The organism is Burkholderia sp. AU4i (assembly GCF_000466765.1).
GTDB classification, from domain to species: Bacteria; Pseudomonadota; Gammaproteobacteria; order Burkholderiales; family Burkholderiaceae; genus Burkholderia; species Burkholderia cepacia.
The window spans coordinates 1-25694 of record NZ_ASSI01000038.1; the positions used below are offsets into that span (position 1 = coordinate 1).

Annotated in this window: 24 protein-coding genes; 8 read left to right on the plus strand and 16 right to left on the minus strand. The window is 65.6% G+C overall.

The annotated features are described in order from the left end of the window. The 5 genes from L810_RS07250 to L810_RS07270 form a co-directional block, all read left to right on the plus strand. Positions 1 to 380, plus strand: a 380-nt coding sequence (locus L810_RS07250; protein ID WP_042973652.1) for a TolC family protein, incomplete at its 5' end; no start/stop codon positions are given. After that, on the plus strand, positions 377 to 1612 hold the full coding sequence (locus tag L810_RS07255; RefSeq protein WP_021157700.1) for an HlyD family secretion protein: 1236 nt from the start codon (positions 377 to 379) through the stop codon (positions 1610 to 1612). The genes L810_RS07250 and L810_RS07255, both read left to right, overlap by 4 nt. Positions 1613 to 1614: 2 nt before the next feature. Beyond that, positions 1615 to 3153, plus strand: a complete 1539-nt coding sequence (locus L810_RS07260) for a DHA2 family efflux MFS transporter permease subunit (RefSeq protein ID WP_021157701.1) — start codon at positions 1615 to 1617, stop codon at positions 3151 to 3153. Between the two features lie 23 nt (positions 3154 to 3176). Beyond that, entirely contained in the window at positions 3177 to 4376 is a 1200-nt protein-coding gene (locus L810_RS07265; protein WP_042973682.1) for an arabinose transporter, read from the plus strand. Between the two features lie 103 nt (positions 4377 to 4479). After that, positions 4480 to 5502 (plus strand): aldo/keto reductase, encoded by a 1023-nt coding sequence (locus L810_RS07270; protein ID WP_021157704.1) that lies wholly within the window; start codon positions 4480 to 4482, stop codon positions 5500 to 5502. Here the strand turns inward: L810_RS07270 and L810_RS07275 are convergent. The 7 genes from L810_RS07275 to L810_RS07305 form a co-directional block, all read right to left on the minus strand. Beyond that, positions 5499 to 6773, minus strand: coding sequence for an FAD-dependent monooxygenase (locus tag L810_RS07275; RefSeq protein WP_021157705.1), 1275 nt, complete (start codon positions 6771 to 6773; stop codon positions 5499 to 5501). The genes L810_RS07270 and L810_RS07275 overlap by 4 nt on opposite strands. Continuing rightward, a complete protein-coding gene (locus tag L810_RS07280) occupies positions 6770 to 7072 on the minus strand; it encodes a DUF1330 domain-containing protein (RefSeq protein WP_230950467.1) in 303 nt (100 codons plus the stop codon). Before L810_RS07280 ends, L810_RS07275 begins: the two co-directional genes overlap by 4 nt. Before the next feature lie 64 nt (positions 7073 to 7136). After that, a complete protein-coding gene (locus tag L810_RS07285) occupies positions 7137 to 7424 on the minus strand; it encodes a DUF1330 domain-containing protein (RefSeq protein WP_021157707.1) in 288 nt (95 codons plus the stop codon). After that, positions 7421 to 7783, minus strand: coding sequence for a non-heme iron oxygenase ferredoxin subunit (locus L810_RS07290; protein WP_021157708.1), 363 nt, complete (start codon positions 7781 to 7783; stop codon positions 7421 to 7423). Before L810_RS07290 ends, L810_RS07285 begins: the two co-directional genes overlap by 4 nt. Before the next feature lie 9 nt (positions 7784 to 7792). Further along, the gene (locus L810_RS07295; RefSeq protein ID WP_021157709.1) at positions 7793 to 8326 is read right to left on the minus strand and encodes an aromatic-ring-hydroxylating dioxygenase subunit beta; all 534 of its coding nucleotides are present in this window, start codon (positions 8324 to 8326) and stop codon (positions 7793 to 7795) included. Beyond that, positions 8327 to 9586 (minus strand): Rieske 2Fe-2S domain-containing protein, encoded by a 1260-nt coding sequence (locus L810_RS07300; RefSeq protein WP_021157710.1) that lies wholly within the window; start codon positions 9584 to 9586, stop codon positions 8327 to 8329. It abuts the gene before it with no gap. Between the two features lie 11 nt (positions 9587 to 9597). Beyond that, positions 9598 to 10698, minus strand: a complete 1101-nt coding sequence (locus L810_RS07305; protein ID WP_021157711.1) for a 3-deoxy-7-phosphoheptulonate synthase — start codon at positions 10696 to 10698, stop codon at positions 9598 to 9600. 209 nt (positions 10699 to 10907) lie between these two features. Here L810_RS07305 and L810_RS07310 point away from each other — a divergent pair, with 209 nt between their 5' ends. Next, positions 10908 to 11333: an acyl-CoA thioesterase gene (locus L810_RS07310; protein ID WP_021157713.1), complete on the plus strand. Its 426-nt coding sequence runs from the start codon at positions 10908 to 10910 to the stop codon at positions 11331 to 11333. 36 nt (positions 11334 to 11369) lie between these two features. On the opposite strand, the gene L810_RS07315 is transcribed toward L810_RS07310, so the two are convergent. The 3 genes from L810_RS07315 to L810_RS07325 all read right to left on the minus strand — a co-directional run bounded on the left by L810_RS07315 (position 11370) and on the right by L810_RS07325 (position 16069). After that, entirely contained in the window at positions 11370 to 11609 is a 240-nt protein-coding gene (locus tag L810_RS07315) for a LuxR C-terminal-related transcriptional regulator (RefSeq protein WP_225723211.1), read from the minus strand. A 380-nt stretch (positions 11610 to 11989) separates the two neighbouring features. Further along, the gene (locus tag L810_RS07320) at positions 11990 to 12916 is read right to left on the minus strand and encodes a LysR family transcriptional regulator (RefSeq protein ID WP_042973685.1); all 927 of its coding nucleotides are present in this window, start codon (positions 12914 to 12916) and stop codon (positions 11990 to 11992) included. A 663-nt stretch (positions 12917 to 13579) separates the two neighbouring features. Further along, a complete protein-coding gene (locus tag L810_RS07325) occupies positions 13580 to 16069 on the minus strand; it encodes an AsmA family protein (RefSeq protein WP_021157718.1) in 2490 nt (829 codons plus the stop codon). 251 nt (positions 16070 to 16320) lie between these two features. Between L810_RS07325 and L810_RS07330 the strand changes: the two genes are divergently transcribed. Further along, entirely contained in the window at positions 16321 to 18129 is a 1809-nt protein-coding gene (locus L810_RS07330; protein WP_042973654.1) for an alkaline phosphatase D family protein, read from the plus strand. Positions 18130 to 18223: 94 nt separating this feature from the next. On the opposite strand, the gene L810_RS44800 is transcribed toward L810_RS07330, so the two are convergent. The 3 genes from L810_RS44800 to L810_RS07340 all read right to left on the minus strand — a co-directional run bounded on the left by L810_RS44800 (position 18224) and on the right by L810_RS07340 (position 20088). Continuing rightward, complete coding sequence (locus L810_RS44800) at positions 18224 to 18370, minus strand: DUF3096 domain-containing protein (RefSeq protein ID WP_021157720.1); 147 nt, start codon at positions 18368 to 18370, stop codon at positions 18224 to 18226. Positions 18371 to 18520: 150 nt separating this feature from the next. Further along, positions 18521 to 18802 carry a hypothetical protein gene (locus tag L810_RS48920; protein ID WP_042973656.1) on the minus strand — a complete coding sequence of 94 codons (282 nt, stop codon included), beginning with the start codon at positions 18800 to 18802 and terminating at the stop codon, positions 18521 to 18523. Between the two features lie 167 nt (positions 18803 to 18969). Next, entirely contained in the window at positions 18970 to 20088 is a 1119-nt protein-coding gene (locus tag L810_RS07340) for a helix-turn-helix transcriptional regulator (RefSeq protein ID WP_021157722.1), read from the minus strand. A 236-nt stretch (positions 20089 to 20324) separates the two neighbouring features. On the opposite strand from L810_RS07340, the gene L810_RS07345 reads away from it, so the two are divergent. Next, complete coding sequence (locus tag L810_RS07345) at positions 20325 to 22406, plus strand: hypothetical protein (RefSeq protein WP_042973657.1); 2082 nt, start codon at positions 20325 to 20327, stop codon at positions 22404 to 22406. A gap of 364 nt (positions 22407 to 22770) precedes the next feature. Here the strand turns inward: L810_RS07345 and L810_RS07350 are convergent, their stop codons facing one another. From L810_RS07350 to L810_RS07360, 3 genes are all read right to left on the minus strand, one after another. After that, on the minus strand, positions 22771 to 23694 hold the full coding sequence (locus L810_RS07350; protein WP_042973658.1) for a LysR family transcriptional regulator: 924 nt from the start codon (positions 23692 to 23694) through the stop codon (positions 22771 to 22773). Positions 23695 to 23817: 123 nt separating this feature from the next. Continuing rightward, entirely contained in the window at positions 23818 to 24375 is a 558-nt protein-coding gene (locus L810_RS07355) for an ester cyclase (protein WP_042973659.1), read from the minus strand. Positions 24376 to 24497: 122 nt separating this feature from the next. Beyond that, positions 24498 to 25544 (minus strand): polysaccharide deacetylase family protein, encoded by a 1047-nt coding sequence (locus L810_RS07360; protein WP_021157727.1) that lies wholly within the window; start codon positions 25542 to 25544, stop codon positions 24498 to 24500. Between the last annotated feature and the right edge of the window lie 150 nt (positions 25545 to 25694).

The following is a 25694-nucleotide window of genomic DNA, read 5'->3' on the forward strand; positions in this document are numbered from 1 at the left end:
CGCTGCCGATCTTCGAAGGCGGCAGGCTGCGAGCCGGCCTGCGCGCGCAGACCGATGCGTACAACGCCGCCGTCGCCGACTACGACGACACCGTCGTCAACGCGCTCGCCCAGGTCAGCGACTCGCTCGTGCAGCTCGACGCTCTGGCGAGGCAGCGTGACCTGAATCGCGATGCGCTGGCACGCGCCCAGCAGACCTACGACATCGAGACGCGGCGCTACCAGAAAGGCATTTCCGGCTACCTGGACGTGCTGCTGGCCGAAACCCGGCTGCTTGAGGACCGCCGGTCGGTCGCTCGCGCCGATACCTCACTTGCCGTCGAGCACGTCCGGCTGATCGCCGCGCTCGGTGGCGCAACGAACCCCGGAGCCCAACAATGAATCGCACCGACACTCCGCCGGCCGCCGCGGGCGCGGCGTCGCCCCCGCCCGCCGAACAGGCGCTGCGCACCACGCGGCGCCGCTACTTCCGCTGGTTCTTCATCGCGCTCGCCCTGGCCGCGCTGGCCGGCGGCTACTGGTGGGTCACGTCGCGCGGCACCGAGACGACCGACGACGCCTACGTGACGGGTGATGTCGTGCAGGTATCGCCGCAGGTGGCGGGCACGGTCGACACGATCATGGTGCAGAACGCCGAATGGGTCCGTGCCGGCGATCCGCTGTTCCGCGTCGATCCGACCGATGCGAAACTCGCGCTCGACGACGCCGTTGCCCAGCTCGCCCATGCGGTGCGCGAGTACCGCACCGCGCATGCCGACACGGCGCGCGAAGCGGCGCAGATCCTCCAGCGCAAGGCCGAGCTGTCGAAGGCCTCCGACGACCTGCAGCGACGGCTCGGCCTCGCGCAGGACGGCGGCGTATCGCGCGAGGACATCCGCCATGCGCGCGACGCGATGACCAGTGCGTCCGCCGCGCTGGACGCGCAACAGGCCGCGTACGACGCATCGCGTGCCCGCGTCGACGGCACGTCGATCGACTCGAACCCGCTGGTGCGCGCCGCGGCCGCGCGGGTGCGCAGTGCGGCGCTCGCACTGCGCCGCACCGAAATCCGCGCGCCGCTGGCGGGGCTCGTGACACGCCGTGTCGTGCAGGTCGGGCAACACGTCACGCCCGGCGCGCCGGCCATGGCGCTCGTGCCGCTCGACCATGTGTGGGTCGAGGCCAACTTCAAGGAATCGCAGCTGCGCGGCATGCACGCCGGGCAGGCCGTCGAGCTTCGCTCGGACCTGTATGGCTCCGACGTCGTGTTCCACGGCCGCATCGAAGGCGTCGAGGCGGGCACGGGTTCGGCATTCGCGTCGGTGCCCGCGCAGAACGCGACCGGCAACTGGATCAAGGTCGTGCAGCGCGTACCCGTGCGGGTCGCGCTCGATCCCGGCGAATTGCGCGCGCATCCGCTGCGCATCGGCCTGTCGATGAACGCATCGGTCGTGCTCGGCGACGGCGCGCCCGGCACCGCATCGGCCTCCGTGCGCCCCGCGCCGGCCGCCGCCCGGCGCCCGATCGACGCGACGTCGATTTTCGATGACGATGCCTCGTCCGGCGACGCCCTCGTCAACGACACGATCCGCGCGAACGACGGCGCCGCCGTGCGCCGCGCGCCGGGAGCCTGAGCATGGCGCCCGTCGCTCGGGGTGCGGCGCCGAAACTGCCGCTGGAGCCGCTGCAGGGCCCGGCTCTCGTGCTCGTCGCGATCGCGATCAGCGTCGCCAACTTCATGCAGACGCTCGACCTGACGATCGCCAACGTCGCGGTACCGACCATCGCCGGCGATCTCGGCGTCGCGCCCGACATGGGCACCTGGATGCTGACGTCGTTCGCGACGCCGCTCGCGATCACGCTGCCGCTGACCGGCTGGCTCGCGCAGCGCTTCGGCCAGGTGCGGCTGTTCCGGGTCTCGGTCGTGCTGTTCGTCCTGACCTCGATCCTGTGCGGCCTCGCACCGAATTTCGAATCGCTGCTGCTGTTCCGCGCGCTGCAGGGCGCGGCCTCCGGGCCGATCACCGCGCTCTCGCAGGCGCTGCTGCTGGCCGTGTTTCCGGCCGCGCGCCGCAACGTCGCGCTGTCGGTCTGGCAGACCACCACGTTCGTCGCGCCCGTGCTCGGCCCGATCGCCGGCGGCTGGATCACCGACAACCTCTCGTGGCCCTACATCTTCTACGTCAACGTCCCGACAGGGGCGCTGGTCCTGCTCGGGCTGACCCGCTTTCTCGGCCGGCGCGACAACCCGACCCGCCACCTTCCCGTCGATTTCGTCGGGCTGCTGCTGCTCGCCGCCGCATTCGGCTCGCTGCAGCTGATGCTCGACCGCGGCCAGAACCTCGACTGGTTCGCGGCGGTCGAGATCCGCGCGCTCGCCGTGCTCTGCGTCGTGTCGTTCGTCGCGCTGGTCCTCTGGGAGCTGACCGACGCGCATCCGATCGTCGACCTGCGGCTGTTCGCGGATCGCAGCTTCACGGCGGGAACGATCGCGGTGACGGTCGGCTTCGGCGTCTATTACGGCGCGCTCGTGCTCGTGCCGCTCTGGTTGCAGACCGAGCAGGGCTACACGGCGACCTGGGCCGGCATCGCCACCGCGCCGCTCGGCATCGCGGGCATCGTGATCGCGCCGTTGATCGGCCGCATCCAGGGGCGCAGCGACCCGCGCCACCTCGCGACCGTGGCGCTGGTCGGCTGGGGCGCGGCGTCGTTCTGGCGCATGGGCTTCAATACCGACGTGACGCTCGGCGACATCGCGGCCAACTCGCTGCTGATGGGCGCGGCCACCGCGTTTTTCATCACCCCGCTCGTGTCGCTGTCGATCGCCGGGTTGCCGCGCGAAAGGCTGCCGGCGGCGTCGGGCGTGCAGAATGCGCTGCGCCGGATCGGCACCAGCGTCGCCACCTCCGTCGCGCCGACCTATTTCGAACGGCGCTCGCGCGTTCACAACACGTACCTCGTCGATCGCATCACGCCGTTCGATCCGGCTGCCGGCGACTGGCTCGCCCGGCTCGAACATGCCGGCATGTCGCCGGCCGGCGCGCTCGCGTCGGTCAGCCGCTCGATCGACGTGCAAGCCCACATGCTCGCGCTCAACGATTTCTCGTTCGGTTGCCTGCTGCTGTTCGGCGCGACCCTGCTGGCCGTCTGGTCCATCCGCTACCGGCGTCCGTGACGCCGATCAACCGGCTCCTTCCGATGAACGCCCCCGACCTCGACAACGTCGTCGCACCCGACATCGCCCCGGCCCGCACGGCCCGGCTCATCTGTTTCGGCGTCTTTCTCGGCGCGCTGACCTTCGGCGTCCTGCTGCCCGTCGTGCCGCTGTACGTGCACGACACGCTCGGCTTCGGCACGCTCGTCGTCGGCACGGCGGTCGGCGCGCAATTCCTCGCGACCGTGCTCACGCGGAGCATCGCGGGCCGCCGCGCCGATCATCGAGGCGCGAAGCGCACGATGTGCGCGGGGCTCGTGTCGTGCGTCGTCGCGGGCGGCGTCTACGTCGCGAGCGCCACGGCGCCGGCCGGCCCGGGCGCGCGTCTCGCGCTGCTGGTTGCCGCGCGGCTGCTGTCCGGGCTCGGCGAAAGCCAGCTCGTCACCGGGGCGCTCGCGTGGGGCATCGGCACGCTCGGCGCGACCCGCTCGGGCCGCGTGCTCTCGTGGACGGGCATGGCCCTCTACGGCGCGATCGCGCTCGGCGCGCCCTGCGGGATGGCGCTCGCGCGCCCCGGCGGGCTGGCCGCCGTGGCCGGCGCCACGATCGTCCTGCCCTGCATCGCACTCGCGCTCGTCGCCACGCTGCCTGCCGTCGCGCCGCAGCCGGGCCTGCGGGTGCCGCTGTCCCGCGTGCTGCGAATCATCGCGCGGCCCGGATGCAGCCTCGCGCTGCAGGGCGTCGGTTTCGCGGCGATCGGCGCGTTCGTGACGCTGCTGTTCCAGGCGCGCGGATGGGAAGGCGCGGGCCTCGCGCTCAGTTGCTTCGGCGGTGCCTTCGTCCTCGTCCGCGTCCTGTTCGGCCATCTGCCCGACCAGTTCGGCGGTTATCCGGTCGCGCTCGCCGCGCTCGCGGTCGAGGCGATCGGCCAGCTTCTCCTGTGGGCGGCGCCGGCATCCGGCGTCGCGCTCGTCGGCGCGACCGTATCCGGCCTCGGCTGTTCGCTGGTCTTTCCCGCGCTCGGTGTCGCCACCCTCCGGCACGTGCCGGCGCAGGCACGCGGCACCGCCCTCGGCGGCTTCACGGCGTTCCAGGATGTCGCCTACGCGTGCACCGGCCCGCTCGCTGGCTGGGTCGTCGCGCGTACCGACTACCCGTCCGCCTTCGCCGTCGGCGCGTGTGCCGCATTCGCCGGCGTCCTGCTGACAGCGTGGCTGATGCACGCCGACCGGTCGCCCCCGTGAACCCCGGCGGACGGCGGGCGCATGCCCTGCCGTCCCCGTCCGTATCCCGCGCCCTCGCGGCGCCATCCCGCAGTCCTTCACACTTCGACAAGGAGTACCGATCATGGAATACCGAACCCTCGGCGGAACCGGCTTCAAGGTCCCCGTTCTGAGTCTCGGCACCGCGACGTTCGGCGGCGGCAACGCATTCTTCAGGGAATGGGGCAGCACGGACGCCGCCGGAGCACGCGAGCTCGTCGACATCGCGCTCGACGCCGGCATCTCGATGTTCGACAGCGCGGACGTCTATTCCGACGGACTCGCCGAAGAGCTGCTCGGCCAGGCGATCGCCGGCCGGCGCGATCGCGTGATCGTGTCGACGAAGGGGACGTTCCGGCTCGGCGAAGGCCCGAATGACGTCGGGTCGTCGCGCCATCACCTCGCCAATGCCATTCACGGCAGCCTCAAGCGGCTCGGCACCGACTACATCGACGTGTACCAGCTGCATGGATTCGATGCCCAGACACGCGTCGAGGAAACGCTGCGCACGCTCGACGATTTCGTGCGCGCCGGCAAGATCCGCGTGATCGGCTGCTCGAACTTCTCCGGCTGGCACCTGATGAAGTCGCTCGCGGCCGCCGATCGCGACGGGCTCACGCGGCATGCCGTGCACCAGGTCTACTATTCGCTGATCGGCCGCGACTACGAAACGGAGCTGATGCCGCTCGCGCTCGACCAGCAGGTGTCCGCGATCGTATGGAGCCCGCTCGGATGGGGGCGGCTGACGGGCCTGGTCGGCCGGGGCCGGCCGTTGCCGGAGACGAGCCGGCTGCACAAGACCGCAGACGAGGGCCCGCCCGTCACGGATGCCCTGCTGCACCACGTCGTCGACGCGCTCGACGAGATCGCCGCCGAAACCGGCAAGACGGTCGCGCAGGTCGCACTCAACTGGTTGCTGCGGCGGCCCACCGTCGCGAACGTGATCATCGGTGCCCGAAACGCGACGCAACTGCGCGAGAACGCGCAGGCGGCCAGCTGGGCATTGACGCCCGACCAGGTAAAGCGGCTCGATGCCGCCAGTACGACGCAACTGCCCTACCCGTACTGGCACCAGCGCGGCTTCGAGCGCAACCCGGCACCGGTCTAATACGGTACCGGCGCGTGCGGCATCGGCGGCGACCGATGCGACGGTACCGCACGCGTCGCCGCGGCCTGCATGCGCGCGGCGAGCGGCGACGCGCCGACCAGCCAGTCCAGCTCGACGGGTAACGGCGGCAGCGCGGACGACGCGTGCGCGGTCAGTGCATCGTAGCCGAACACCCATTCCGGCTCGGTCGGACCGTGCATGAAGGTATTCGCGGCGGATACGCGATGCACTTCGCCGAGTCGCGCGACCCGGCACTGCGCATAGGTCGAGAACGCACTCGCCGCGTTCGAGGAGCCGATGAGCGCACGTAGCAGAATCGTCGCGTCCTCGAGCGCCATGGCCGCGCCCTGCGACATGAACGGGCGCATCGGATGACAGGCGTCGCCGATCAGCACGACGCGCTCGTTGCCGAACTCGAACTGCGGCGATCGTTCGAACAACGCCCACTTCATGACCGACTCGCGTGGCGCGCGGGCCAGCATGTGGCGCACGGCCGGATGAAAATCGGCGAAGATCGCCTGCATCTCGTCGACGTCGCCCGGCATCGACGAGGCCTGCGTGGGCCACTCGGCCTGCGGTGTCATCGCGGCGAAATAAAATTCGCGGCGCGCACGATCGAGCCAGTACGACAGCACGAATTTCCGGTCGCCCCACCACTTGGTCAGATCCTCGACCGCGAGTTCGCCCAGCAGCGCGCGCGGATACGCCCCGCGAAACGCGACCTGCCCGGAGAATTCCGGCGCCTCGAACCCGCGCAGCGCCTCGCGCACGCGCGAGCGCAGGCCGTCTGCCCCGATCACCAGATCGGCCGTTTCGCTCGAACCGTCCTCGAACGTCAGCCTGATCGCGTCGGCCGCCGGGTCGAGGCCGGCGAGACGCTTGCCCCACGCGATCGTCCCGGGTGCCACCGCCCCCAACAGCGCGGCATGCAGGTCGCCGCGCTTGAGCGTCACGAACGTCGCGCCGAAGCGCCCGATCGCGTTTTCGCCGAGCGGCAGCCGATACAGCAGCTCACCGTCGGCCGCCTGGCGGTTGGCGAACGCGTCGGGTTCCTGGCCCGCCCACAGGGCCTGGCGATGCACACCGAGCAGCCGCATCACCCGCATCAGGTTCGGGCTCAGGTGAATGCCGGCCCCCACTCGGGCAAACGCCGGCGCCTGCTCGAACAGGCGCACGTCATGGCCGATCCGTTGCAGCATCGCGCCGAGCGCGCACCCGCCGATACCCGCGCCCACGATCGCGACGCGCGCCGCCGAAGTCGTCCTGGTCATCCCTGCTCTCCCACGGTTGTCGCCGGCGGCGCGCCCTGTACGATGATGCCGATCGTGCGTGCGGTGCGCTCGCGAATATCCCGCGCGCGCCGATAGCCGTCGGACTCGTACCACGCCTTTGCACGGTCGATCGAATCGAATTCGAGCACCACGACGCGGCGAGGCGACCATGCGCCTTCGAGCGTCGCCGCCTCGCCGCCGCGCACCAGGAAACGCCCGCCGAACTCAGCGACGGTCGGCGCGCCGATCTCTCTGTACTCCTCATAACCACGTGCGTCGTGAACGTCGATGTCAAACACGATATATGCCGTCATGTCTTCCCCTACTTGGTCTCGCGGGCCGCGGCCGGGCGCGGCCCCGGTGTCACAGGCTCGCGAGCGCGATGCTGTGCGTGTCGGCCGCATCGAGCCGCAGCTGCCTCGCGCGCTGGTATTCGTCGGAGCCGTGCCAACGGCGCGCCGCGTCGAGATCGTCGAACTCCAGCACGACCAGGCGCCGCGGCGTCCATTCGCCTTCAAGCACGACCACGTCGTCGCTGCGTGCGAGCACGCGGCCGCCATGCGCGGCGATCGTCGGCACACCGAGCTTCCGGTATTCGGCAAATCGCACTTCGTCGTATACGTCGACATCCACCACCACATAGGCACTCATGTCCGCTCTCCCGTTGATGCATCCGCTTCGTCATGCGCGACTTCGGTATCGAATCGCACGAACACCCGGCCCGCCTCGATCTTCACCGGGAACGTCTTCACGCAAGCCGTGACCGGCGCGCACAGCGCGGCACCGGTACGCACGCTGAAGCGCCCCTGATGCAGCGGGCACTCGATTTCGTCGTCGAGCAGAAAACCGTCGCTCAGGCGCGCCTCGCCGTGCGTGCACTGGTTGTCGGTCGCGAAGATCTCGTCGTCGACCGCGAACAGCGCAATGTCGCGCCCGCCGACGATCACGCCCGTCAGCCCCTCCTCGCGTACCGCGGCCGTATCGACCGCATAGATCCATTCCGTCGTCACGCCGCCTCCTCAGATCGGATAGATGATCGAATTCGGCACCATCTCGCTGTCGTACACGCAGATGCGCGACTCGAAACGCAGCCCGTGCGGCGTGCGGCGTATCCGGTCGAGATAACGGCCGGTGTTGTACACGTCGCTCATCTGCTCGCTCTTGGTACGCAGCACCGCGTAGTTCGTCTCGGCCTCGATGACCGATTCGTCGAGATACGTGATGAGCGGCGTGCCGATCAGGTGGCGCTGGTAATACGGGTCGTAGAACAGCGTCTCCTTGATGCCGTACACGCGATCCTTCAGCATCCCCTTGCTCTCGAACGCGAGCAGCGCAAGCGGGAAGTCGCGTTCATGGTTCTCGCGCGGCAACAGCTGATACGTGCAGTCCTCCTCGAAGAATTCCGGCCACGCGTCCCAGTCGCCGCGATCCAGTGCGGACGCATAGCGCGCGTTCAGGTCCACGAGCTCGTAGAAATCGGCGAAGGTCGCCGCAACCGTTCCGGTGCCGCGCGTCGCGGGCCGTGCGTCGGCCAATGCGGATGAAATCGTCATTCATGCCTCCATCACGTGGCGCCAGTACTGGTACATGCCGCGCACGAGCGTTTCGCTGACCATGTGGTCGGTGCGCTCGTCGACTTCGCGGCCGCCGAGCTCGTTGTATACGTTGCCGTGCTGGATCTGCTCGAAGCTCTGCTGCACGCATTCGATCACTTCGCCGTCGTCCGCCGAAACGAAGCCGGCCGGCCCGAACAGGTTGGCCTGGCGCAGCCGCCGGCGCGTCATGTCCTCGTCGTCCGTCTCGAATCCGAAGTGCGTCCAGACGTAATCGAACACGCCGGGGCTGACCGGGCGGATGCGCCGGGTCGACAGCGCATTCACCTGCTGCTGGATGATCACGCTCGGCATCAACGTCAACATCACGACGGTCGGCTCGCCCCACCACGGCTCGTGCACGACATCGAGGAAACGGTCATCGTTCAGCGTCATGCGCTCCTTGAAGCTCGTCACGTTGTGCGTGACCTCGCCGCCGCCCCCGCCGCTGCGGATCGAGATCATCGCGCCATGACGGTGATGCGCGTCGGTGACCAGCTGGGCCGGATTGTCCGCGCGCCACAGCCCGAAGTTGACGAACCAGGTGTGCAGGAGCCCCGCGTGATACGGGTCCTTGATGTTCTCCACCATCAGCTTCCAGTTGCTCGGCACGCGCTGGCGCGTATAACCGAGCACGGTCAGCTTCGGCCCGTGGAACAGGCGGTCGTAATAGCGCAGGATGTCGGGACCGAGAAAATCCTCGAACGACTCGACGTCCTGGTCGAACGACGCGAACACCGCGCCGCCGCGCGTCGACACGCGCAGCCGCCGCAACCCGTGATTCTTCGGATCGAAATCCGGCGGCATGCCGCCGTTGATCTTGCCGCTCTGCCGCACGCCGCGCCGGAACGGCACACCGACCAGATTGCCCTTCAGGTCGTAGTTCCACTGGTGATACGGGCAGTGGAAATCCTTCGCGTTCCCCGCGCGTTCACGACAGAACTGCATGCCGCGATGCGCGCAGGCGTTCTCGAACACGACCACCTCGCCGTCCTCGGTGCGCGTCATCACGACCGAACGCTCGCCGACTTCGGTGCGCTGGAAATCGCCGGGAGACGGCACTTCCGCCTCGAGGCCGATGTAACACCAGTGTTTCGAATAGAACAAACGCTCCAGTTCGCGCTGGTAAAGCGCATCGCTCGTATAGGCTTCGAACGGTGTCCGGCTTGCGCCGTCCCCCTTCCAGTCGAGCGCGTGTGCGATATCGATGGGTGAGTTCAAGAAAGCTCCTTTCAGTAAGAAATGGCTTGTACGGTGCCGGCCGGAACACCCGGTACCAGAAAGCCGACTCGGGACCGCCGTCGCGACGCAACCGCGGCGGCGAACAGCTCGATCAGTGCAACCGTGTCCTCCCAGCCGAGACAGGCGTCCGTCACGCTCTGCCCGTAGGTCAAGGCCCGGCCGGGCACGATGTCCTGCCGCCCCTCGACGAGAAACGACTCGACCATCACGCCGGCAATCGCGCGCTGCCCGTCGCGCAGTTGCCCGGCCACGTTCTCGCAGACGGCGATTTGCGCGCGCGTCTGCTTTCCGCTGTTGCCGTGACTCGCGTCGATCACGACGTGCGGCGGCAACTGCGCATCGCGCAGCGCCGCACAGGCGGCCGTCACGCTGACGTCGTCGTAGTTCGGCACGCGCCCGCCGCGCAGCACGATGTGCGTATTCGGATTGCCCCGCGTGGACGCGACCTCGAGCCCGCCTTCGTCACGCGGACGGAGATAGTGATGCGCGGCCCGCGACGTGCGGACCGCGTCGATCGCGATCTTCACGTTGCCGTCGGTGCCGTTCTTGAAGCCGATCGGCGCATCGAGGCCGGATGCGATCTGCCGGTGAATCTGCGACTCGGTCGTGCGTGCGCCGATCGCGCCCCAGGACACCAGATCGTCGAGGTAGGGCGCCGTGAGCGGATCGAGAAACTCGGTCGCGACCGGCATGCCGAGTGCGTTGACGTCGAGCAGCAGGCGACGCGCAAGACGCAGCCCGTCGTCGACGCGATAGCTTCCGTCGAGCAGCGGATCGTTGATCAACCCCTTCCAGCCGACCGTGGTGCGGGGCTTTTCGAAGTACGTGCGCATCACGACCTCGAGCGTATCGGCGTAACGCGCCCGCAGCGGCGCGAGCCGGCGTGCGAATTCGAGCGCGGCGTCCGTGTCGTGAATCGAGCACGGCCCGACGATCAACGCGAGGCGATCGTCCCTGCCCGCGAGGATGCGGGCGAGTGCGCGCTGGGCGCCCCGTACCACGCGAGTGGTCGCGGCGTCGGCATGCAACTCGCCGCGCAGTTGCATTGCCCCGGTGACCGCCGCCGTCCCTTTCAGATGAGGCTGTTCCACTTGACTCTCCGATTTCGATTCGACAATACGAAACTCACGGGGGTCAATTAAAGCTTTATCAAATTCGATTGGCGACTGTCATTTATCTCAGTCGCCAATCGAATTCCTCAATCTGCTATTTTTTACAGTATCTAAAACCATCAGATTCAATTTATTTTCATCGCGAGGACATGCGCCATTGCACCTCGCACTCTCACATGGAGATACACATGACGAAAAATCATTATGAAACTGAAATTACAGTTAAATACCGGGAGACAGACGGACTCGGGCATGTCAGCAGCCCCGTTTATTACGATTACCTTCAGCACGCATATCTGACGTTCATGCACGACCTGCTGGAGCTGCCGTATTCGGAGAAGTTGCCGCACATCATGGTCAAGACGTCGTGCGAGTACCTGAAGCCCGCCCAGTACGGGGATACGATCACGGTACGCAGCAGCATTACCCGTTTCGGCTCGAAGAGCTTCGAACTCGAACACCTGATGATGCGGGACAACGGCGCGGCCGGCGACGACGCGATCGTTGCCCGCGCGCAGTCGACGCACGTGATGTTCGACTATGCGAGCAATGCGACGATGCCGGTTCCCGAAGAGTTCAAGGCGCGCGTGCTGGCGTTCCAGGGCGCGATCTGACAAACGGCTTCCCGGGGCGGGCGCCCCGGGTCCTTTCTAAACGAATACGATCAGGCCCATCAGCACGGCTTTCACGACCGCGTTTGTCTTGTTCGAAGCATCCAGCTTGGCAATGGAGCGTGAAATGTGAAAATTGATCGTACGTTCGGTCAATCCGAGAATCATGCCTATCTCATAGGCAGTCTTCCCTTCGGCTGCCCATTTCAATACTTCACACTCTCTCGTGCTCAACGCGACCGCAGTGGGGGGTGTCATGTTCAATGCCAACCGAGTCATTCTCATCTCCAGAACAATTAACCATGCCGGCCGACTCGGCGCACGCCCGTCCTGCGAAGCGTGAATCATCCTGTTCAGCCCTCGAAAGCGCAAACGACAGTGCTTGGTGCGAAAGCACCAGCCTGTTTCTTTATTTATTAAGCCAGTAATGCACGCGATTCGGCCATGTGCCGCTCGCGTCGCCCGGGATCATTATCAGCAACGATCGGGCAACAATCGCGGATCAAAGTGCATTGAACGAAACAATGCAATACGGATTAATTACGCCGGACGCAGCAATCGGACAAGGTTGAGCATACCGAGTTGCAATCCCGCGCGGAAGATGCGTCACGCTCAATGTATTCATGCAGTTGACGCGCGCGAACGTGACGTGTGCACCGTCATGGTTCAGGTGCGCCGACATCGTACAACGACGGCGCCTGGGTCGCGCAGACACGCCGCAGGCAGCTGCGCAGCCAGCGATGCGCGGGGTCGTTGTCGAAGCGCGGATGCCATATCTGCGAAACCGTCAACGTGGCAGTCAGCACCGGCAACGGGAAGCTGAACATTCCCCCCCGCGATTTCCCGGTCTGCCGTTCCGGAACATTGGCGATCAAATCCGAGTCGCGCGCCAGGGACAATGCGGCGGGAAAACCGGACACGATCGCCGCGACGGTTCGCTGCAGCCCCAGCGTATCAAGCACGTTGTCGATGGGACCGCTGAGTTGCCCCCGCCGCGACACGCTGATATGGCCGAACGATGCATATCGCTGCGGCGTGACCTCCTCCCGCGCAAGCGGGTGACCGGCCCGAACGACGCCGATGAAGCGGTCGCGGAACAGCGCCTGTACACGCAATTCGGGGCCCGTATGGCCCACCACGCCGATCTCGAGATCGACGGCCCCCATGCGCAACGCCTCGACACTCTTGTCCGGCTTCGGCGCGAAGCGCAGCCGCACGTTCGGCGCGGTTTCCATCACCAGCGCGAGCAGTTCGGCCGCGAACGTATCGACGAACCCTTCGTTGGCGCGGATCGTGAACGTGCGCTCGAGCCCGCCGAGGTCCGCGTTCTTGCACGGACACAGGACGGCCTGCGCGCCTTCCACGAGCGCGCGAACCTGGACTCGCAGTTCAAGCGCATGAGGCGTCGGCACCAGATCGCGTCCGGCCCTGACGAGCAGCGGATCACCCGTCGTGGCCCTCAGGCGGGCCAGGGACCGGCTCAATGCCGACGGGCTGAGGCCGAGCGTCTCCGCGGCCCGCGCGACGCTGTTCTCGGACAGCAAGGCATCCAGAACAATCAGGAGATTGAGGTCAGGTGCATTCATCTTGTTCAACTCGTGCCGATCGGGACCCGGCCTGGATTGACGATTAACGGGAACCGCGAATTCGACGTGATATCCGCGCAGCGCACGATGACGGACAACCGCGCCGGTCGATCGCCGGCACGGCGTTCCATCCGTCATCGAGCGCGGAATACGTGAAGCGAGACGGCCCGTTTGCGCGATGTCATTCTGTTTCCGGATTGTGCACCGCACGCGATTCGATCTCAACCGCCATTCGACGCCGCCCCCTGTCCATATCGGCCGCAGACACCGGGTGACGGCAAGGCAAGCAGGAACCTGTCGTCACGGGTCGACGCGGCGCGCCTGCGTTCGGTCGATGCGGTGCCCTGCTGGCGGCCGGGAATCGACAGGGCACGCAAATCGAACGGCATCCCGAACGCGATCTCGCGGTGTTCCGGCTACCTGCATCGGCCGCGCTTCGCGGGCGCGCGTCGCCACGCTACTTCGGCTTGTCGCCCATCGGATTCCGCAACCGGGCCCGCTGTCGGCGCGCGCACGAGTCGCACACGACGACGTCGCGATTCATCAGCGCCACGAGGGTTGGGTCACGCGCGTATCGCAATCGCCGCGCCCCCTGCGCGATCTGTCGATGCTCGCGCGTATACTCGAGGCGGCCGAGCGCGGGAACGGACCGCGCACGTGGCGTTACCGGTCATGAGAGGAACTCCGGTTCCCCCGCGTCGAATGCCCGGGTTCGGCACCGGCCGGCGCGGACGCGGCAGAAGCAGCCAGCGGCGCGTTCATGTACGCCGGGACAGCCTTCTTTCCCTGTCGGACGCCCGGCGGCGGCGCCGTCGGGCGCTGCTCCATGTCGGCCAGCATCTGCCCGCACGGCAACGAACGACTGCGGCCCGGCTGCAGCAACGCGAGCAGACTGGCGAGCGGATTCAGCAAGCCCAGCCCGATCGCGGCACCGCCACGCGCGATCAGTGCGCCCGCCTTCACCCCGACGTGCGGTTGCTTGAAGGACCCGGTGACGTACAGCGGCGAGCGTAGCGATATCACCCGGAATCCCTTGGTATGGGGATGGATCGTCAGATTCATGGTCTCGTCCCGCAGGTTCACGTTGCCATCCATGCCGATCACCGCATCCTCGGTGTCGAGCGCGAATACGCGCGAGTCGAGCACGCCGTTGGTGACCACGAAGTCGGCCACACCGCAGTTGATCCTGACGTCGCGCGTGCCGAACAATTTCTCGTACACCACGTTTGCAACGTTCAGCCCCGCGGCTTCCATCAGCAAGAGGCTCACCGTGCCGTCGGTCACCAAGGTCTTCACTTCCCCGTTGGAAGTCGCGGCGAGTGCCGCCGGCGAATTGCCGGTGGCCGACAGCGCGGCATCGCCGTTGACCTCGCCGAGCGCCGTTTGCATCACCGGGAATGTCGGGAACAGTTGCTTGAGCTTCAGATGTCGCGCCTGCAGCGAGAACCGCCCCTTGAGCGGCATGCCGCTGCCGTCCAGGTGGATGTTCGAAGCAAGCGTGCCCCCCGCGACGCCGAAGTTCAGCGGGTTGAGCGTCAGCACGCCGTCATGCAACACGACGTGGGTCGACAGGTCGGTGATCGGCAGGCTCGCAGTCTTGACGATGCGCCGCCCGGTCAATCGAACGTCGGCGTCGATCTTCTTCCAGCGGTCCGTGCGGAATGCCTCGACCGGCAATGCCTTGTTCGTGGGCTGCGCGACGGCGGCGCCCCGCCGCGCCTTGCTGGCATTCGTGTCGGCGCCGATGAGCGGCGCAAGGTCGGAAAACTGCAGCAGCCTCGACACCAGCGTACCGGACAAGAGCGGCCTCGGTTCGCGCGAAACGTACACCAACGAACCGTTGATGTCGCTGCCGCCGACGCGTCCCGTGAAGTCCTCGTACTTGAAGACGTTGCCGGACGCCCGGAACTGGCCGACCAGCCGGCCGTCGGTCGCATAAGGCGCGGTTTCGGGAAGGGTGATGCCCGTGACGTCATACAGCTTGGCCATGCTGGTGCCCGCGAGCCACAGTCGAAGATCGACCGCCGCCAGGTGAGCCGGATCGGTCAGCGTGCCGACGAGCGCCAGGTGCGTATCGCCGAAACGCAAATCGGCCTGAACCGGAAACGGGTGTTGTGCGCCCTGCAACTCCAGCACATTGCCGATCTTGCCCGTGCCGGCGACCGCGCCTTTCCTGTAGGTCCCCTTGACGGTCCAGCCGATCGTGTACGTGCCGACGCCGGCAGATGCCGCGGGTGCCGCGCCCGTCGATGCGCCCGTCGATGCACTCATTGTCGCCGAAGCCGCTGCGCCCGATGCGGGCGCAGCGGGCGCGCTCGATGCCATCGATGTGCCTGATGCAGCCGGGGCTATCGTGGTGCGAGATGTCGTCGCCGCAGCATGTGAAGCAGCGGCCAACGCTTGCGACGCCGCGGCCGAGGCGCGGGACGCCGCCTCGGCACCCGACGCCGGCACCACCGGTTGCGCCGGGCCGGAGCGCGCCTGGGCCGCGAGCTTTTTCTGACCTGCCGGGCCGACGGCTCGTGCCGATTCGTGTTGCGCCAACGCCTGCTGCTGCTTCACCACCGCGTCGAACGGGATCGGCTGGCCAAGCGTGTCGACCACGGCGCTCAGATCGAACTGCTTTTGCTGATCGTAGTAGCCGAGATGACCCTGGGCAAACGCGACCTGATGCAGGTCGAGCGTCCATCGGCCCGGCTGCGCGGACCGCTTGAGCTTGAGCGTCCAGTTGACTCGCCCGTCCTTGATGCGCTCGAGGTCAACGGACGGATTGACCAGGTCGATTGCCGGAATCACGATGCGGCCTGCGATCAGCGGCAGCGCCTCGACTTCGAAGCTGATCATGTCCAGCGCGACGAAATGCTTCGTGCGCGCCCAATCGGGATTGGCGATCGTGACATCGTGTGCGCTGAATCGCGGCCACGGTACCCATGCACGCCAGCCTTGCTCGCTGACCGGCCGACGCCAATCGATACGCAAATCGCCGTTGATGGCGAACTGTCGTCCGATTGCGTCCGACACCTTGTCATCGATCCACGGCCGGGCTCGATTCCAGTCGAACGTGACGATGAAGATGACCAGCGCGGCAAGCGCCAGGGTGACGATGACGGCAAGCCACGCGGCCACCTTGCCGACAGTGTGGCCAATGCGCATTGCTCCCTCCCCGAGTTTGCTGCACCGTATCCAGCAATTCGTGTTCCTGAATACAGGGGCCTTTGCGAGGTCGCGTGCACGCATTCGAAATGGGGTTCTTACGACTTTTCAGGCGTCGATCTACGCAGTAATGTTCGGGATCGACTGCGCTATCTGTCCTCGCTGCGTAACGCCGGCAGGCTTGCCGAGCGAGAGCAGCGGACACCTGCTGCAGTGCTTCCTGCATCCGCGGGATGCGATCGGGAGGATCAATGGATCGTCGCCATTTCCTCAAGTCGTCGGCCTTTTTTACCATTGCGGCTGCCGCTGCTGCCGTCCCGCACGACGTTTCACCAGTGGGCCTGCCGGGCAGCACCGTGCGCAAAAACACCAGTCGATTTCCGCAAGGTGTCGCAAGCGGCGATCCGCGCGATCGCTCCATCGTGTTCTGGACACGTTGCGTGCCGGTATCCAGCGGCGAGCAGCACGATGCGAGAAGTGCCGCGCGCGCGGTCCCGCTACGACTCGAAGTATCGACGCTGCCGGATTTCTCGACGCTCGTCGCCAGCGTTCCGCTGAGGGCGTTGGCCATCTACGACTTCACCGTGCGCGCGAAGGTGGCGGCACTCTCGCCGAAGACGACCTACCACTACAGGTTCGTCGCCGGCGGCGACGTCAGCATGGCCGGTGTCGCGCGCACGGCACCGGAGGCCGGCGAGGCCAACGAACAGGTTCGCTTCGCGTGGCTCACCTGTCAGGACTGGAGCATCAACCACTGGCAGGCGATGACGCTGATGGCCGCCGAACGCGATCTCGATTTCGTCGTGCACGTGGGTGACTATATCTATGAAACGGTCGGGACCTCTCCCCCCGGCCAGGCCGAGCCGGCACATTCCCCGCTGCACCTGCCCGACGGCAAGCGGCTCGCGGACGGCCGCGCGTATGCCGATTCGCTCGACGACTACCGGACGCTCTATCGCACCTATCGTACCGATTCGCGCTTGCAGACACTGCACCAGCGTCTGCCGATGATCGCGATCTGGGACGACCACGAATTTTCCGACGATTGCTGGCAGGATCATCAGGTCTACACCAACGAGGAGCGACAGGAAACCCGGCGGCGGCGCAACGCCAGCCGCGCGTGGGCAGAGTACATGCCGGTGGATTGGGGCGACGTGCGCTTCGAGCCGGACAATCCGTCGTACACGAATATCCGCATCTACCGCGATTTTCGTTTCGGCATGCTGATGCATCTGGTGATGACGGACGAGCGGCTGTATCGCGACGACCATGTCGTGAGCGAAGCGGCTATCGCGCGCGCGCACGGGCACGACCCGGTGCACGGTGACGATGCGGCCGGCTCGCGCTACTTCGTCAAGCAGGATGGACTGCAACGCGACGAGGCGCGTCTTGCCCGGCAGTTGGGCCGCCCGCCGTCGCTGCTCGGTCCGGAACAGACGCAATGGTGGAAAGCCGCGATGAAGGACTCGCCGGCAACCTGGAAGGTATGGGGCAACGAGGTGATGTTGAACCGTCTGTGGTTCGTGATGCCGGGTGCACCCCAGACACCGGGGGCCCGCCTCGTCGTCGATTGCGACGCATGGGACGGTTATCCCGCGCACAAGCACGAACTGCTCGCCTACCTGAGGGAACACGGGATCCATAACGTCGTCGCGATCACCGGAGATCTGCATGCATTTCAGTGCGGCGTCGTGCGGGACGATCCCGATCCCGCGACGGGGGTGCCGGTCATCGTCGATTTCGTCTGCGCCGGCATCAGCAGCATGTCCTTCTATTCCTGCCTGAAGGCCGCATGGAACGGCACACCGCTCGCGTCCATCGCGGCGACGCCTGCCAGACTCGACCGCTTCCTGATGGCGAACAACCCCGATCTGTGCCACGCCGACCACGACGCGCAGGGTTATGCGTCGGCCACGGTCACGCCGGACTACTTTTCCGTCACGTTCAACAAGATGAAGCCGTTGAACCCGGACGGCACCGCGCCCGCGGATGCTTTGCTTGGCCGCACGCGATTGACCGTGCCCCGGGATTCAGTCGAGGTACGCGTCGAGCACTTGTAGGTTCCGACGCGCCGCCGTTTCCTGTCGGTATTGCGCGTCTCCGGAAGCTCGAGCTAGCGGCCCTGTGCGGTCATGCACAGTTCCACGTGGTGCGTCAGTGGAAATGTCCGCCGAAAAGCCCGAGCAACCCTATGATGATCAGGTAAAGCGCAACGATGTAATTCAGCAAGCGCGGTACCACCAGAATGAGAATCCCGGCGATCAGCGAAACCAATGGGCTCCAGTTCGTGAATTCGTGCATGGCGCGGCCTCCTGACAGTGGATCGCGAAATCGGACGTGCGTCGGTGCGACGCCGATCCACGTATAGGAGCGATTTCCGTGCCTGGCTCGACGCGTGCCGCGTCGGGTCATCGAATCGGCGCACGCTCTTCCGGAGCCGCGCAGAACGGCTCAATCAGCGGGGGGCAGCTTCGCGGACAGGTCCGGGAAGTGGAGTTCGCCTTCGTAGGTCTCGGCCCCGGCTGCGAGTATCGCCTTCACACGCGCCTGTATCGCTTCGTTGGCCACGCAAAGATCGGCCCCGTGCGCTTCCACCAACAAGCCTTCGGAGATCGGTTCATCGGCGCGAAACGTGCCCAGCACGTGTTCGCGCCGGCGCCCCCCGGTCGGCGTTTGCTTGGGTGGCTCGATGCGTGGCACCTTGATGAGGCTTCCCCGTTCTCGAATGAGCATCGATTCGTCTCTGATGTCACACGCGCCACCTGCTCGACCAGACGGGGCAGATCCTGCGCCACTACGACTACGCCGTGAACGAGACGGCGCGCGCCAGCGGCGAGATCGACGGTCTCACACAGAGCCGGAAAGCGACTTATCCCCACCCGGCGAGCGGCTTCGAAGCATCAATCACCGCGCGAATGCCGAGGTAGCACCCAGAGCATCCGCCCCACTGCCTCGGCCTGGTTCCGGGTGTGCGTCTTCTCGTAGATCGCGCGCAACTGGGTGCGAATGGTCGCGAGCGACACGCCCGCGCTGGCCGCGCATTCGTCCGGTGTCTTGCCACCGATCAACGCTTCGGCGACGGCGGCTTCCGCGCTCGACAAGCCGAACGCCTGCCGTAGCTGTTGCGCGGCGACGAGCGGCGCCCCGCTACGTTGCCTGGCCGTGACCAGCAGCGTCGCATCGCCGAGGACGGCATGCCGCCCGTGTCCGGACAAGGCGGAGATGCTCAGAAAGACTTCGTGCGCGGCGTTCACGGCGCTGGACAGGGCCAGACTCTCGCTTTTGCGGGTTTTCGCGACACGCCCCAGCGCCGCCTTGAGCGCGTCATTCTGAGGCGCACTTACCGCGCCAAGATGACCGTTCTCGAGCTTGATCCAGGTGGCCGCGCGAAGCATCGCTTCGGCCGCCCTGTTGACGAACACGATGCGTGCATGCCGGTCCAGCGCGAAGACGGACAGGCCCAGTTCCTCCATCAGTTCGGTACCGAGTGCCGCGTCGTGATGCAGTACCCTGGCGTCCTGCCACAGGTTGATCGAACGTTGCAGATGCCCGGCCATGCCGGTCAGCGTCGCACGCTCTTCCGGTGAATAGGGCGGGCGCCCGTGCGCGCGCAACAGCCCGAGCAAGATGTTGTCGCTACCGGGGCGGGCGAACCGGATGCCCATCAGATAGCGAATGCCCGACGGAATCTGATAGTCCTGGAAGAATTCGCTGCGTTCGATATCGCGCTCGGTCAGGTGATCCTGGCAGCAAACGAATTCGCCTAGCGGTGCATTCTCCACGAAGCCTCGGCGTGGATCGAGCGCGCCGTAATACTGGTCGTAGAGCGCGACGATCTCGTCGAATTCCGCGCGCGGTGAATAAATCGAGAATTTCGGCGCATTGCGTGCGACGTCCCAACTGAACATGTGAAATACATTTGCACCGAGGCTTTCGGATACCCGGTGAAAGACTTCGAGAAAACCATCCGGATGCAGCGCGGCCTCGTAGAGGTCCCCGATGAGTTGGTCACGGTGCATGTTCCCCCCGTCGCTTCGCGATCTTCGTATGTTGATTTTGTCTGACGATATTGCTTCGAATACCGAATGTTTTCAGGCTAACACAGGTTATTTGCATGCAGTGCCATGTTATTTCCTGATTTTCATCCACCTGAATGATGATCAAAAAAAATGGCTTTGCGAGAATCCCGGCCATTCAGCGTGCATCAGCAGTGCATATGGCACGTATCAACCAGCAGGCTCTCGGGGGAAAAACAATGAAGCTCACACCTGTCGTATCCGGTATTGCAGTGCTCGTCCTGTCGGCTTGCGGCGGCGGTAGCAGTTCGTCCTCGTCGCCTGCCGAACCAACCGCACAGACGGTCAGCGGGGTCGCGGCCGCCGGCGCGGCGATGCAGGGTTCCACCGTGAAGCTGGTCGATGCCACCGGCAAAGCGGTTGACTGCCCGGCCGATGCGTCGACCGGCGCGTTTCATTGCACCGTGACGGGCTTGAGCGCGCCGTTCGCATTGTCCGCGTACGGCAACGTCGCCGATTCGCAGGCCACGCTGATCGCGCTCAGCGCGAAAGCCGGCACGCAGACCATCAACATCACGCCGATCACGAACGCAATCGCCGCCACGATCATCGGCGACAACCCGACGAAGCTGCTCGCCGACACCGGCTTGCTGCAGAGCAAAGTCACCGCGCAGGCGGTTGCGAGCACCGTGCAAGCTTATTCGTCTGCGTTATCGGACCTGCTGGCCGCGACCGGCAATACGGGTGTCGACCTGATTTCCGGCCCGCTGACCGCCGGCGCACCGGGCCTCGACCGGCTGCTCGACCAGGTGAAGGTCAACGTGCTGCCGGATGGCGGCGTCCAGATCAGCTCGGTGGCAGGCGCGTCCAGCGATACGCCGGTACAGCTTCAGCTCGCACCGGGTGTCGCGCCGCAGGCCAGCGACAAGGCGAGCCTGCCGGCCGCCGCGACCATCAACGGTACGGTCGTGTCGAATTTGCCGAGCGCCAGCGATCTGGCAGCATTGCAGACCGCACTCAACCAGTGCTTCGCCGGCTCGACCGGCACCGCGCGCACGGGCGGCAGCGTAGCGGCGTGCGGCCGGATCTTCGTGGACGACGTCGCAGCGAGTGCGCTGAACGCCGGCGTGCCGGCTGCATATCTCAACAACGGGATGTCGGCCGACCAGGAGTTCGGTGCAGCGGCCGGCAGAACGCCGGGTATCGTCGCCGACGATGCAATGAACAACGCCAGCTTCAGCTTGCCGGAAGTGATCCGCGTCGTTGCCGGCGACACGATGTGGGTCAAGCTCGCGTGGACGCGCAGTGACGGCATTCGCGACGGCATGCAGCAGCACGTGCAACTGGCGGTGCGGGCGGGCAGTCTCGCGAGCGGCGACAATGGCTGGCGCGTGGTCGGCAATCAGCGCGCTGTACTGACCAAGGTGAACGCGAACGCACAAAAATGGGACTGGCTGAATTCGGCCAACCCGTCGACGGGAACCAATGCATTCGTCGATTCGCTCAACCTCCAGGTGGGCGCTGTCGATGCGGCCGGTACCGCCGTGGACTTCGCGATCGTGAACGGCCCGGGCTTGCGCAACGGCGTGTTCCTGCAGCCGTCGAGCGGCACCTGCGACACCCTGAACATCCGGGCGCAGATCGCGAGCGGGCAGACGCCGGCGCAGCTTGCCGCGCTGTCGAAGAATGCGCTGTGCCGCAACAATTTCCGCCTCGCCGGCGTCGCGCAGGATCCGGCCACCCAGGGCCAGTTCACGTGGCCCGGCGACGCGCCGCGCAACAATACCGCGTGGGCGAAACCGCAACTGAGTGCCGCCGAACTGGCCGACATCAAGCCGTTCAGCGCCTATACGATCGACGTATATCAGAACGGCAACACGTCGACACCAGCCAAACACTATACGGTTCGGTTGCGTACGCCGTCGCCGCTTCCCGAAGCGCTGCGCCAGTACGCGTGGCATGAGCTGGCGCAATCCACGCGCGACAAGCTGACGCCGGGCACGGCCGATACATTCACGGGCGGCACGACCTTCCCGCTGGCCTGGACGTCGAAGGCCGGACTGCCGTTCGTCAAGCGCGGCAACGTGCAGATTCGCGCAACCGCGGCCGGGCAGACGGCGGCGACGTTCGTCAACGGTTCGGCATCGGCGTTGCCGGTCCAGGCGGGCGCGGCGGCGACGCTCAACGTGCCGGGCGACCAGGGCGTGGCGTTTCCGTCGGTCGCCGGCTGGACCGGCAGCACGGACTTCTCGTTCGTGAATTTGAACTGGTCCGATCCGGTCGACACGCTCTTTACCGAGTCCTTCGAGTACGACCGGTAACGGGAGGCCCAAAATCGGCGCTCGCTGACAGTCCCGTGCATGCCGGATCGTCTTGGTCGTGTCCGGCTGCGAGGAAAACGGCGAGCGTCGCGTCGAACCCGGCTCCGTGTCGTCGAGTAGCGGATCGTCTCTTCCCGAGCCGTACGAAGACGGCGAGCGGACATTCCGTGAAGCGATGCCTCGCGTCCGGCCCACACGTGATGGGTCCAGGTCACCCTGTACAGGCGGCGAGCATTCGCGGCATTTCCGGCACGACAGAAACGACTCGAAACCATGAGTGCCGCCGCTCTCCCCGCGACTCGCTCACTGGCCGCAATGATCCGCGCGGATACAGGTCAAACCGATAACCACCGACAAAGGCGAGCTATCGCAGAAACGGCGCCAACGCTTCGGATGCTTCGGAGAACTGCTTTTCGAGGAAGTCGAGCAATGTGCGCACGCGCGGTGCCATATAATGCGTGCGCTGAAAGAGTGCGTTCACTGGCACGTCCGGGCAACGCCACTCCGGCAGGAGCAGTTTCAGCCGCCCTGCCTGCAGATCTGCGCCGATGTCCCAGATCGACTTCATGGCCACGCCGCGACCCTCTATCGCCCATTCGCGGGCAAGCGAACCGTCGTTCGTTTGACGTGAACTGTCGAGCGGTGCCGTGAACAATGCTGTCTCGCCGTCGCGCGCAAAACGCCAGTTGTTCGCCGCGCCCGCTGCCGAAGAAAGTACGACGAACCGATGTTCGCGCAAATCGTCGGGATGGTTAGGCATGCCGTGCGCGGCAATGTAGTCGGGCGACGCACATAGTGCACGGCGATTGTCGGCCATGCGCTTGGCGACCATCGAACTGTCGGCCGGCACACCGAAGCGGATCGCGAGATCGATGTCGTCCTGCAGCAAATGTGACAGCGAATCGGACAGGACCAGCGTCAGCGTGACGTTCGGGTGGCGTTCGTTGAATTCGTCGAGCCATCGCCGTAGCACGGTGCGTCCGAAATCGGACGTCGCCGACACGCGCAACGCCCCACTCACCGACGCCCGTCCGGCCTGCAACGCAGCGCGCGCATCTTCCAGGGTTTGCAGCGCATGCTGGCAATGTACGAGATACAGGCGACCTTCGTCAGTGAGGCGCAGCTTACGGGTCGACCGCTCGAACAGCTGAGTATGGAGTTCTCCCTCGAGCTTCACGAGCCTGGCGCTCGCCGCGGCGGGAGAGAGGCCGAGCTTTCTGCCGGCAGCCGAGAGACTGCCTTGGCTTGCCGTTTCAACGAAGAGGCGAATATCACCGAGATTGTCCATGATCGCGTCACGCGAAAATAATGATGGGTTGTGCCGCGCGATGCCCCGCGTGGGCCCCGGCATGGTAACGCGCCGCAGATCGAATCAGGAAAAGCCGACCGGCGGGATCGGCCCCATGCCCATTTACCCGGCGACCACGCCGAGTTGCTGGAGGAACGTCAGATTGTCCTCGAGATGCCAGTTGTCGGTGATCTTGCCGTCGCGAACGCGATAGATGTCCGTCGCGATGAAGTCGACCACCTGCCCCTTTCCCTGCACGCCGTTGAAGCTGCCCGTGAAGTGACCGGTGAAGTGCAGATGAGTGATGACGCGGTCGCCTGCGACGATCATCTGTTCGACCTCGGCGTGAACGTCCGGCACGGCACCATGGAAACCCTTCGATGCCGCGAGCGGCCCTGCGATACCCTGCGGCCGGCCGGCGGGCAACGTGCGGTCGGTGAAATTGGCCGCCAGCGCCTCGCGAGCCTGTGCCTCGTCACCCGTGCTCCAGAAGGTATCGTAAAGGCGTGCCGCACGGATCTGTTGCTCGGCCTGATGCTTCGACAGACTCTTGTCGATAATCAGCGTTTTCGGCTGTACGAGATTGTCGTCAGTGGCGGAAACGGCAGGCAATGCGGCAGCAGCTGTGGCGGCGGCCAACGCGATGCGGGAAACGACGGAAACGACGGTGCTGGTTTTCATGTCAGGCTCCTATGCGGTGTGCTCGAAAAACGAAATGAATCCGGAAATGACGCGACTTTGAATGTTCAGGCGGGAATACGTACTGCGCGATCGAATCAGTGCGCAGTCGCTCGGGCAGTACCCTAGATCGTCTCGCTTTCGCGTACCGTAATCGGGCTTTTCAGGACGAACCGTGCAATGTCGTCCTTGCGCATGAACGCAACGCCGGGATGACTCTTCGCATACCGCAGAAACGCGTCCCATGCACGTGTCATCTGCGGCGTTCCGCTGATACGGTCATGCGCGCTGATCGACATCATGCGTCGACGCGATCCCGCCTCTTCGTACAGCTGATCGAAATCGAACTTGATCTGTTCGAGGAATTTTTCCGGAGAGTAATTCCGGCCCTCGACCAGCAGGATGTCGTTATTGCGCAGTGTGTACGGAACCACAACGAAATCCTTGCCGTTGACCTTTTCGATGAACGGCTCATCACGGCTCGTATCGTCGATGTGATAGACGTAGCCGAGCTCCTGCAGCAACGACAACGTGTTCGGGCCGCGTCGCAGCCAGTTCGCGTTGTAGCCGATCGGGCGTTGACCGGTCACCTCTTCCACCATCGATCGCGCCTGGATCAGGAACTCGCGTTCCTGTGGCCGCGACATCGCGTACTGCGAGTTCCACGTCGGCCCGTGGCCCGAAGCTTCATGGCCACGCGCCACGATCTCCCGGGCAATCTCCGGATGCCGCTTCGCCGCCTCGCCGATCATATGAGCCGTCACCTTCACGTCGTGGCGATCCCAGAGATCCAGCATCCGGGGAATCCCTTCGCGGTATCCATACGCAAACCACGCTTCGGCGGCCAGATCGGCGGGGACACTCGCCGGGAAATCGACCTTCGGGAACGGATTGTCGGCCCCCTTCGGGGGCTGCCCGCCCGCCTCGAACTGCATCGAGATTGAAATGACCAGCCGCGCGCCGTCAGGCCAGAATTCTCCCCGCCCGGGCGCAGCGACCGCGTTCGATTGGGAATGACTCGTTTGCGCGTCGACCTGTGCCGTTTGAAGCATCGCACCGACGGCGAAAGCACCCGCGCCGACACCGGCCTTGGTCAGGAAGGAACGGCGCGTCGGCTGATCCGGCGCCCGATTGATTGAATCACGATCCGTTTGATCGACCTGAATTGCCATAGTTGAACTCCTCACGACGCACAAGCGCGTCTCTGTCACCGCATTGCGGTGCACGATGACGAATGAACAGATATTGAATGTCGCGCCAAACCGTGCGCGTGGAATGAATTCTCGGCAAACGCCCATATTTTGAAAATGGGCCTTGAAATG

Excerpts from the sequence above, each read along its gene's own strand:
- L810_RS07255 (WP_021157700.1), top strand. The coding sequence starts at position 377 with ATGAATCGCACCGACACTCCGCCGGCCGCCGCGGGCGCGGCGTCGCCC.
- L810_RS07260 (WP_021157701.1), top strand. The coding sequence starts at position 1,615 with ATGGCGCCCGTCGCTCGGGGTGCGGCGCCGAAACTGCCGCTGGAGCCG.
- L810_RS07265 (WP_042973682.1), top strand. The coding sequence starts at position 3,177 with ATGAACGCCCCCGACCTCGACAACGTCGTCGCACCCGACATCGCCCCG.
- L810_RS07270 (WP_021157704.1), top strand. The coding sequence starts at position 4,480 with ATGGAATACCGAACCCTCGGCGGAACCGGCTTCAAGGTCCCCGTTCTG.
- L810_RS07275 (WP_021157705.1), bottom strand. The coding sequence starts at position 6,773 with ATGACCAGGACGACTTCGGCGGCGCGCGTCGCGATCGTGGGCGCGGGT.
- L810_RS07285 (WP_021157707.1), bottom strand. The coding sequence starts at position 7,424 with ATGAGTGCCTATGTGGTGGTGGATGTCGACGTATACGACGAAGTGCGA.
- L810_RS07295 (WP_021157709.1), bottom strand. The coding sequence starts at position 8,326 with ATGACGATTTCATCCGCATTGGCCGACGCACGGCCCGCGACGCGCGGC.
- L810_RS07310 (WP_021157713.1), top strand. The coding sequence starts at position 10,908 with ATGACGAAAAATCATTATGAAACTGAAATTACAGTTAAATACCGGGAG.
- L810_RS07315 (WP_225723211.1), bottom strand. The coding sequence starts at position 11,609 with ATGACTCGGTTGGCATTGAACATGACACCCCCCACTGCGGTCGCGTTG.
- L810_RS07320 (WP_042973685.1), bottom strand. The coding sequence starts at position 12,916 with ATGAATGCACCTGACCTCAATCTCCTGATTGTTCTGGATGCCTTGCTG.
- L810_RS07325 (WP_021157718.1), bottom strand. The coding sequence starts at position 16,069 with ATGCGCATTGGCCACACTGTCGGCAAGGTGGCCGCGTGGCTTGCCGTC.
- L810_RS07330 (WP_042973654.1), top strand. The coding sequence starts at position 16,321 with ATGGATCGTCGCCATTTCCTCAAGTCGTCGGCCTTTTTTACCATTGCG.
- L810_RS44800 (WP_021157720.1), bottom strand. The coding sequence starts at position 18,370 with ATGCACGAATTCACGAACTGGAGCCCATTGGTTTCGCTGATCGCCGGG.
- L810_RS48920 (WP_042973656.1), bottom strand. The coding sequence starts at position 18,802 with ATGCTCATTCGAGAACGGGGAAGCCTCATCAAGGTGCCACGCATCGAG.
- L810_RS07340 (WP_021157722.1), bottom strand. The coding sequence starts at position 20,088 with ATGCACCGTGACCAACTCATCGGGGACCTCTACGAGGCCGCGCTGCAT.
- L810_RS07345 (WP_042973657.1), top strand. The coding sequence starts at position 20,325 with ATGAAGCTCACACCTGTCGTATCCGGTATTGCAGTGCTCGTCCTGTCG.
- L810_RS07350 (WP_042973658.1), bottom strand. The coding sequence starts at position 23,694 with ATGGACAATCTCGGTGATATTCGCCTCTTCGTTGAAACGGCAAGCCAA.
- L810_RS07355 (WP_042973659.1), bottom strand. The coding sequence starts at position 24,375 with ATGAAAACCAGCACCGTCGTTTCCGTCGTTTCCCGCATCGCGTTGGCC.
- L810_RS07360 (WP_021157727.1), bottom strand. The coding sequence starts at position 25,544 with ATGGCAATTCAGGTCGATCAAACGGATCGTGATTCAATCAATCGGGCG.